The organism is Streptomyces sp. SID3343 (genome assembly GCF_009865215.1).
Classification (GTDB): Bacteria; Actinomycetota; Actinomycetes; order Streptomycetales; family Streptomycetaceae; genus Embleya.
Genome location: NZ_WWJX01000453.1, coordinates 1 through 8,081, shown reverse-complemented (window position 1 = coordinate 8,081; position 8,081 = coordinate 1). Strand labels below are relative to the sequence as shown.

Here is an 8,081-nt window from a genome sequence, read left to right as displayed (position 1 = left end):
AGGCCGGCGCCGGCCTGGTCGTCGCGCCGAGCGGCGGGCCCGCGGACGGCATGGGCGTGCTCGGTCCCGACGACGGTGCCCGTATCCGGACGGCGGTCGAGACCGTACTCGGCGACCGGTCCCACCGCGCCGCGGCCGAGCGCCTCGCCGCCGAGATGGGCGCGATGCCCACCGCCGACGGGCTGCTCGACACCCTCACGGTCGAACTCGGGATCGCGCACGGGTAGTACGTCGGCGACTCGGCTCGGATTCCTGCCCGGCGGCGAGTTCTCGTGCACCGCGTCGCATGTCGCCACGGTTGGCCGGCCGGCCACAACAGCGGGCCGCCGATCGAACTGTCGTGCACGCTCGGCGTCCCTACCCGCGGGTGCAGTCGGGTCGTCGCCCTGCCATCGTCGCGAGCGCCGGACGAAGTGGGCTCGCTGTCCCGAATCCGCGACGCACTCGGCCATGCAGCCTGCCATGCACTCGGCCATGCACCCTGCCATGCAGCTCGCCATGCAAGTACCAGGTCAGAGGGCCTTTTGGGCCGTCTCGCAAGGCCCTGCCAAGCGGGCCGGGAAAACATGGACGACTCTTGGCCCACCACACGTTGCATAGGTGCCAAAGTGGTCCTGAAGAACCCACCACGGGCATCGAGAGGGTGTGGCGACCGTGCTGGTGACGTACGAGCTGCGCGCCGAGTATCGAGAGAACGACCCCGCCGCCGTCAAGATATGGCACATGATCCGAGACGCCGGTCACACCGCCCTGTGCGGCCGCGTCCTCACCCCCGACTCGGAGACGCGCTCGGACGTCGAATGGGGCACGACCCACCCCCTGTGCCACACCTGCGGCGCACTGTATCTCCGCCAGGTGCCCTGACCGGTCCGGCCCACCGGCCGGGACCGATCCGAGCGGACACTCGCACCCGGGTCTCGCCGCGGGGAGGAGCCGATCGGTGCGCGTCCGGCGCCCGCGCGGGGGGAGGGAGTCGCCCGCCGCGCGCTCACTCGGCCGCGGGTCAACCGACCCCAACTCTATGGCAGTTCGCCTACACCTTGAAGGCGAAGGGTTCGCTGTACGGTTCCGCGACAACGAGCCGCCGGGGGTCCTGGTGCGGTATCGGGTGTTTGTCGTCGTCGTATTCGCCACGCCACTACGAACCGCCGGGGGAGTCCGGCGGGTCGTCGGCGTGCGCGGGCGGCCTCGGGGGGCTCGTTGCGGTCGTGCCGTTCGGTGCGGCCGGGCAGCGGACACGAACACAGGGGTGCATGTGGCGAACGTTGACGTAGTGGCTCGGGCACGGGTCGCACTGTTCGACGTAGAGGGGATCTCGGCGGAGCGATTGGTCGGGATCTACCGGGTGTTGGGGGAGGTCGACGGGCCGGAGCACTACGCGCGCCGGCTTGCGGAGGTACTGCACACGACGGGACACATCTTCAGCCGACACGGCGCCGACATGGACCTGACGATCGGCCGCCTGGAGGAGGCCCTGGACCTGTGCCGGGGCCTCGACCCGGTCGAACACCGGGACCGGGACGCGTTGTTGACGGGCATTCTCACCACGCACGAATGGGCTCTGTACCGCTATGGCCGCCGTCCCGAAGGACTTGCCACCCGGCGACTGATCCTCGACCTGGGTCGAGCCTCGCGCGGCGACGCGTGGCGCCTCGCCGACCGGATGCTGCACGTGGCCGTCGCACTGGTCGAGGACGGCGAACACGACGAGGCGGCAAGCCTGTTCGCCGAGGCGGTCGAGGTGACCGCGGCGGGAGCACGGCAGTCGTGGCGGCTCGACGACGACCGACACCGCCACGTGACCGCCCGGGCCGCGCACCTCGCCGGCCTGGGCCGACACGCCGAGGCCGCCGCCGCCTATCGCCCGCTGCTCGATGAGAGCAGGCCGCACGAAGACCGGCAGGTGCCGATCCTGCTCTACGGCGCGCGCCTGCTCGCCCGGGCCGACCTGCCCGACGAGAGTCGCGCCGTCACGGCACGCGCGGTACGCATGTACGAGGACTTCGCGGGAAGCGACCGCTTCGCCCGGGCCCTGCGACCCGACCGCGTGGCCTTTCACTTGGCCCTCGACGGTGCGTCGGACGAATTCCCCGGCTCGGCGCATGGCACGGTGCACGAGCACTGGTCGCCCCAACACATGGACCGCTACGCCGCGGCGCCCGCGACCATTCGGGCCGCGCTGGCCGACCCGGCCACCTCGGACGCCGAACGCGTGGTCCTGAAACGCCGACTGAACGTACGCGCCACCTACGCGGAGACCACCCGTGAGGCCGCCCGCCGGCGGTTGCTCCCGTCGTACACCGACGTCCTCGACCTCGCCCGCCGCGTCGCGACCGCCGACCCGGCGACCGGCGTCCCGCTCCTCACCCGCGCCCTCACCGACCGGGCCCTGCTGCTGGCGGGCGTCGGCCTCCACACCGAGGGCCTCACCGACCTGAAGGAGGCAGCGGCCCTGACCGGCTGACCCGAAAGCCCCGTGACGACGCACCCGCGCGCCGTCCGAGGTACCCCTCGATGCCCTTCCCGGGCGGCCCGATCGACCCAGGGCCGCCCGGGAAGGCGCAACGGTCGTGAAGGTCGACACGGTCGTGACGGTCGAGACGGTTGTTTCGGTTGTGACCGTCGGAACGGTCGTGACGGCGGTTACGGTTGTTACGGTCGAAAGCCTCAATCGCCCGCAACCGGTGTGATCTCGCAGAGACCTCATATCTCGCCCTACCGCGCGGTTGGGCAAAATGGGAAGGTGAACACTACGTCCGACGCACCGGGCTGGGACGCGATCGACGCCGCCATGGCCGCGTTGTACCCCGGGATCGCGCCCGTGTACCAGGCATATTCGCCGGGGCTGGGCCTGGGCAGTGGTCTCCAGGGGTGCAGCGCGTATCCGGTGCGCGGGTTTTGGCACTACGTCAGCTACGGCCTGACCGAGCTGTGGGTCAAGCGGGCCGACTCGAACCCCGACTGGAGCGGATGGGGCTACGAGTTCACCATGCGCGTGGCCCGGCCCGACGTCTACGCTCCGCCCCCGCAATGGCCCTACACCCTGCTCGAACGCCTTGCCCGGGTCGTGCACGGAAAGGGCCTGATCCTCGGCGCCGGCCACCGGATGGACGTCGGCGAGCCGATCACCGGTGGCACCCCGCCCACGACGTTGACCGCGCTGGCCTTCGCCGCGGATCCGCTGCTCCCCACCCGCCGTACCGAGCACGGCAACGTCGAGTTCCTCCAGATCGTCGGCATCACCCGGGCCGACCTGGCCGAGATGCACGACACCTCCACCGCGTACGTGCTCGCCGCGCGGGCCGCCGCGGGCGACCCGCTGTGGATCACCGACCCGCGGATCTGAGGCGTCGGTGGCGAACCCTCGGGACCGAGCCCGCGTGCTTCGATCACGCGGATCGAAGTCTTCGAAACTCGTGCCGTTCGTGCCGTGTCCTCACCCCGGTCGTGTCGTTGGTGGGGTGTGGGCCATCCGGGTGGATTGACTGATGAACAGTGGTCGCTGATCGAGCCGCTGCTGCCGAATCGCGCGCCGCAACGGGGTGGGCGATGGGTGGATCACCGCGTGATCATCGACGCGGTCGCGTGGCGACAGCGCACCGGGCGTCCGTGGCGTGAACTGCCCCGCCGGTTCGGGCCGTGGCAGACGGCCTACCACCGCTACACGGTCTGGGGCCGCGACGGCACATGGGGCAGGATCCACGACCGTCTCGTGCTGTGTCCCGCACCCGGGGACGACTTCGTCTGGCTGGCCGAACTCTCGCCGAACGACCCCGGCCCGACTGGCTCGTATGCGGCTCGTGTGAGTGACGTGCCCTGTGTGAGTGACGTGCCCTGTGTGAGCGGCGTCCGCCCGGCCGCGGCGACAGTCTCACGCCCGTCCCGATCGACGCTGCTGCGCACCCGCCCTCCGGCCGGCGCCGGGCCGCCCGGAGCGTGAACGGGGGCGCCCTGGCGTTCGGCGTCGGCTACGGGTTCGGCGCCCATCGGGCATCCGGTACCGGTCGGCTGTCCGGCGTCGATCAGGTGTCGTCGGTTCGCGTGGTCGAAGCCACGCTTCAGTGGGCTGCGGTCTTGAGAACCTTGTCCAAGAACGCATCGAGATTCGCCCGGGCCCGGGCGATCTGCTCTTCCTGGGTAAGCGTCTCGGTGAGGCGGTTGCCACCGGGAGCCGGCTTCTTCCTGCCGCGTACGTAGAGCGAGCAGGCCAGGTCGGAACACATGTAGACACCCAGCGTGTTGCCCTCGCGACCCGCCGTACCGGCCCGGCGCGCGGTCAGCAGCGACACCCCCGACGCGGCGTGCACGGTGAGGCAGATCGAGCACAGGTTGGTCCTGGTCAGGCTTCGACTCGCCGGCGGCGGCACGCGCAACGTGATGCCGGTCAGGCCGCCGTCGCGCTCGCTTACGAGGTAGCCCCGATCCATCGCGCCCGGATCGCGCCAACCGAGGAAGTCCAGCTCGGCCCACGGAACTTCGGCCAGGTCGGTGGGCAATCTGAGCTTGTTCGCCTCGCCCTTCGAGCAGTTGACGAACGAATTGCGGATGGCCTTCTCGTCGATTACGTCCACCGACGGACGCTAACATCACGCCCGCCGCCTCGTCGCGGTGTTTTCCCGGTGGTGTTCTCCTGTGCGTTGCGTCGAGGCACGTCGCGTCACGTCACGTCCCTTGGCGTCACGTCGCGTTACGTCCGTTGGCGTCACGTCGCGTCGGGTCCCGCCGCGACGCGGCCCGCCCGGCCCGGCAGGATGGGTTCGGGTGATCGTTCTCGGATCCGGCCGCAGCCGGATGTCGAGGAGCCGCCGCCCGCTCCGACTCCGTGGCAGGGAGTCCGAGACGGGCTCTCCGCAATGGATCGCAACGCCGGGAGTGCAAGCCGTGAAGTTCATGCTGATGATCTACAACCGCCCCGGATTCCTGGAGGAATTCTCGGAGGCCGAACGCACCGAGCTCTTCGGCGACGTGGACGTGCTGATGCGGGAGCTCACCGAATCCGGCGAGCTGATCGGCGGCGAGGCGCTCGCCGACCCGTCGAACACCAAGACCGTGCGGGTCCGCGACGGGGTGGCGGCGGTCACCGACGGACCGTTCACCGAGGCCAAGGAACACTTCGCGGGCTATCTCCTGGTCGAGTGCGAAGGCGTCGAGCGCGCGGTCGAGATCGCCGCGAGTTGGCCGGACGCCAAGCGCTGGGCGATGGAGGTCCGACCGGTGATGAGTGGGTCCGGGACGGAGATGTGAGGACGGACGCGTACGTCGAGGGCCTGCTGCGCGAGGTCGCACCCCAGGTCCTCGGCGTGCTCGTCCGACGGCACGGGCAGTTCGACGCGTGTGAGGACGCCGTACAGGAGGCCCTGCTCGCCGCCGCGGTGCAATGGCCCCGGGAGGGCGTGCCGGACAACCCCCGGGCGTGGCTGATCACCGTCGCCGACCGCCGGATGATCGACCTGTGGCGCAGTGAACGGGCTCGTCGCAACCGCGAGGCCCGGCTCGCGGCCGAGACCTCACCGGAGGAGTCGATCGTGCCCGGCCCGGGGGCGGACGCGCCCGATCCCGATCGCGACGACACGCTGACCCTGTTGTTCCTGTGCTGTCACCCCGCGCTGTCGGCCCCGTCCCGGGTCGCGTTGACGCTACGCGCGGTCGGGGGGCTGACGACGGCTCAGATCGCCGACGCGTTCCTGGTCCCCGAGGCCACCATGGCGCAGCGGATCAGCCGCGCCAAGCAGCGGATCAAGGCCGCCGGCGGGCGCTTCGACGTCGCCGAGTCGGCCGGATCGACGCAGGCCGTGCTGCACGTGCTGTACCTCGTCTTCAACGAGGGCTACACCGCGAGTTCGGGCCCGGACCTGCAGCGGACCGAGCTGACCGGCGAGGCGATCCGGCTCACCCGCACCGTGCACCGCCTGCGGCCGGACGACGGCGAGGTCGCGGGACTGCTCGCGCTCATGCTGCTCACCGACGCCAGGCGGGCGGCGCGTACCGGTCCCGGCGGGGCCCTCGTACCGCTCGCCGAGCAGGATCGCGCACGGTGGGACCGGGACGCCATCCGCGAGGGCGTCGATCTGGTCACCGACGGGCTGACGTGGGGGCCGCCGGGCCCCTACCTCCTCCAGGCGGCCATCGCGGCCGTGCACGCCGAGGCGGTCCGACCGCAGGACACCGACTGGCCGCAGATCCTGGCGCTGTATCGCCTGCTCGACCACCTCGCGCCCAATCCGATGGTCACCCTCAACCGCAGCGTCGCCACCGCGATGGTGCACGGCCCGCAAGCGGGCCTCGACCTCTTGGACACCTTGGCCGCCGACCCGAGGACGGCCGACCACCACCGGGTCTGGGCGGTACGGGCCCACCTGCTCGACCTGGCCGGCGACCGGGCCGCCGCCCGCGAGGCGTATCGCACGGCCGCGCGCCGGACCACGAGCCTGCCGGAGCAGCGCTACCTCGACGCACGGGCGAGACGGGACGACGACGGCTGAGGTGGGCCGGGCAGTGGGGGTTCGGTCCTGCGGGGGTCAGGGGTGCCGTGGTCGGGCTGCGCCGGGGGGCGGGTCGCGGGATGGGACCGCGCGGGTCGGGCCGTTGGGCCGGTCGGGTCAGGCCGAGGCGGGCCGGGCGGATCAGGCCACCGGCCGGATGCGGTCGTTCGTTGCGCGGCGCAGCGCGTGGACCAACCGGTCCCGGGCGGCGATCTGCGCGGCGATGCGCTCGTCGAGGACGGCGAGCCGGTCGAGGGCGACCCGTAGCCCCTTGTCCGACGGCGGCGCCGCGCCCACGTCCGCGTCCAGGCAGGGCAGGAACACCCGGACGTCGTCCAGGGTCAGGCCCGCGGCCAGGAGTACGCGGATGTTGCGGACCCGCACCACCGCGGCCTCGGCGTAGACCCGATAGCCGTTGCCCGAGCGCTCCGAGTCGATCAACCCGGCCTGCTCGTAGTGCCGCAGCGCCCGGGGCGTGGTCCCGGTCGCCTTTGCCAACTCGCCGATCAGCATTCGCCTCACCTCCGGACGAACACTCATATCACGCGCCCCCGAGTCCCGAACCGGCCCGGGGCTCGCGGTGGGCGGTCTGCTCGGGGCTCGTCGCCGTCGGACCGTCACCGTGCCTGGTCCAGCCCGGTCCAGCCCGGTCCGTCTTGATTCGGATGCGTCCGGGTGTACCCGGTTGTCGCGCGCCCTATCGGTCCGAACCGGGCCGGCGGGGCGGTGGTGGGTAGCCGTCCGGGAGGCATGGGCGGTGTCGCCGTCAGGCCACCACCGCGCCTCCGTCCACCGGCAGCACCACGCCGGTCACGAACGACGCGCCCGGTGCGGCGAGCTGGGTGATCGCCCACGCCACCTCCTCCGGGCGGCCGACGCGGCCCAGTGGGGTGTGCGCGATCTGCCAGGCGCGTACCGCCGCCTGCTGCTCGTCGGTCAGGCCCCGGTGCTTGCCGATGGGAGTGGCGATCGGGCCCGGCGCCACCGCGACCACGCGGACGCCTTGCGGGGCCAACTCGACCGCCCAGCTGCGGGTCAGCAGCTCGACGGCGGTCTTGGTCGCGGCGTACACCGAGTTGCCGGGCCAGGCGCGCTGTCCGACCGACGTGACGAGGTTGACGATCACGCCTCGGTTCGCGAGCAGCGCGGGCAGCAGCGCCTGAGTGAGCAGGATCGGCGCGATCAGGTTGGTCGCGAGCTGCGGCTCGATCCGTTCCCGGGTGAGGCTGCCGAGGGCACCGCTGCCGACGATGCCGGCGTTGTTGACGAGGACGTCGAGTCGCCCGTGTGTGGACGCGACGGCGTCGGCGATTCGCTCGGGCTCACCGTCGCCGGTGACGTCGGCGGTGAACGGGGTGATCCGCTCGTCGCCGGCCGCGGTCTCGTACAGCGGCGCCGCCCGGCGGCCCACGGCGACCACGTGTGCCCCCTCGGCGGCGAAGGCCCGCGTGGTGGCTCGGCCGATGCCGGTCCCGGCGCCGGTGACGAGGACGACCCGGTGTGGAGCGGATGTCGGTGCTGCTTCTGCTGCGGTGGTGAGGTCCATGACGACATCGTCGAACCCTGCCGCCAACGACAAGGTCAACCACGCCTCGAACG

At 71.7% G+C, this 8,081-nt stretch carries 10 protein-coding genes; 7 read left to right on the top strand and 3 right to left on the bottom strand.

Annotated elements, in window-relative coordinates; all coding sequences use genetic code 11:
- The 5 genes from GT354_RS14400 to GT354_RS14380 all read left to right on the top strand — a co-directional run.
- Positions 1-227, top strand: a 227-nt coding sequence (locus GT354_RS14400; RefSeq protein ID WP_202511891.1) for a hypothetical protein, incomplete at its 5' end; no start/stop codon positions are given.
- A gap of 418 nt (positions 228-645) precedes the next feature.
- Entirely contained in the window at positions 646-864 is a 219-nt protein-coding gene (locus GT354_RS14395) for a hypothetical protein (protein ID WP_161356700.1), read from the top strand.
- 409 nt (positions 865-1,273) lie between these two features.
- Positions 1,274-2,464, top strand: coding sequence for a hypothetical protein (locus tag GT354_RS14390; protein WP_161356699.1), 1,191 nt, complete (start codon positions 1,274-1,276; stop codon positions 2,462-2,464).
- 279 nt (positions 2,465-2,743) lie between these two features.
- Positions 2,744-3,346: a suppressor of fused domain protein gene (locus GT354_RS14385; protein WP_161356698.1), complete on the top strand. Its 603-nt coding sequence runs from the start codon at positions 2,744-2,746 to the stop codon at positions 3,344-3,346.
- 135 nt (positions 3,347-3,481) lie between these two features.
- Positions 3,482-3,940 carry a transposase gene (locus tag GT354_RS14380; RefSeq protein WP_161356697.1) on the top strand — a complete coding sequence of 153 codons (459 nt, stop codon included), beginning with the start codon at positions 3,482-3,484 and terminating at the stop codon, positions 3,938-3,940.
- Positions 3,941-4,058: 118 nt separating this feature from the next.
- Here GT354_RS14380 and GT354_RS14375 read toward each other — a convergent pair whose 3' ends face one another.
- Complete coding sequence (locus tag GT354_RS14375) at positions 4,059-4,571, bottom strand: FBP domain-containing protein (RefSeq protein WP_161356696.1); 513 nt, start codon at positions 4,569-4,571, stop codon at positions 4,059-4,061.
- Positions 4,572-4,890: 319 nt separating this feature from the next.
- Between GT354_RS14375 and GT354_RS14370 the strand changes: the two genes are divergently transcribed.
- The gene (locus GT354_RS14370) at positions 4,891-5,244 is read left to right on the top strand and encodes a YciI family protein (protein WP_202511893.1); all 354 of its coding nucleotides are present in this window, start codon (positions 4,891-4,893) and stop codon (positions 5,242-5,244) included.
- On the top strand, positions 5,241-6,482 hold the full coding sequence (locus GT354_RS14365; RefSeq protein WP_161356694.1) for a sigma-70 family RNA polymerase sigma factor: 1,242 nt from the start codon (positions 5,241-5,243) through the stop codon (positions 6,480-6,482). Before GT354_RS14370 ends, GT354_RS14365 begins: the two co-directional genes overlap by 4 nt.
- A gap of 141 nt (positions 6,483-6,623) precedes the next feature.
- On the opposite strand, the gene GT354_RS14360 is transcribed toward GT354_RS14365, so the two are convergent.
- The gene (locus GT354_RS14360; protein WP_161356693.1) at positions 6,624-6,995 is read right to left on the bottom strand and encodes a MerR family transcriptional regulator; all 372 of its coding nucleotides are present in this window, start codon (positions 6,993-6,995) and stop codon (positions 6,624-6,626) included.
- 253 nt (positions 6,996-7,248) lie between these two features.
- Positions 7,249-8,028, bottom strand: a complete 780-nt coding sequence (locus tag GT354_RS14355) for an SDR family oxidoreductase (RefSeq protein WP_161356692.1) — start codon at positions 8,026-8,028, stop codon at positions 7,249-7,251.
- Between the last annotated feature and the right edge of the window lie 53 nt (positions 8,029-8,081).

Bases quoted from the DNA above. Each gene is read 5' to 3' on its own strand.
- GT354_RS14370 (WP_202511893.1), top strand. From the start codon at position 4,891: ATGCTGATGATCTACAACCGCCCCGGATTCCTGGAGGAATTCTCGGAG.
- GT354_RS14355 (WP_161356692.1), bottom strand. From the start codon at position 8,028: ATGGACCTCACCACCGCAGCAGAAGCAGCACCGACATCCGCTCCACAC.
- GT354_RS14360 (WP_161356693.1), bottom strand. From the start codon at position 6,995: ATGCTGATCGGCGAGTTGGCAAAGGCGACCGGGACCACGCCCCGGGCG.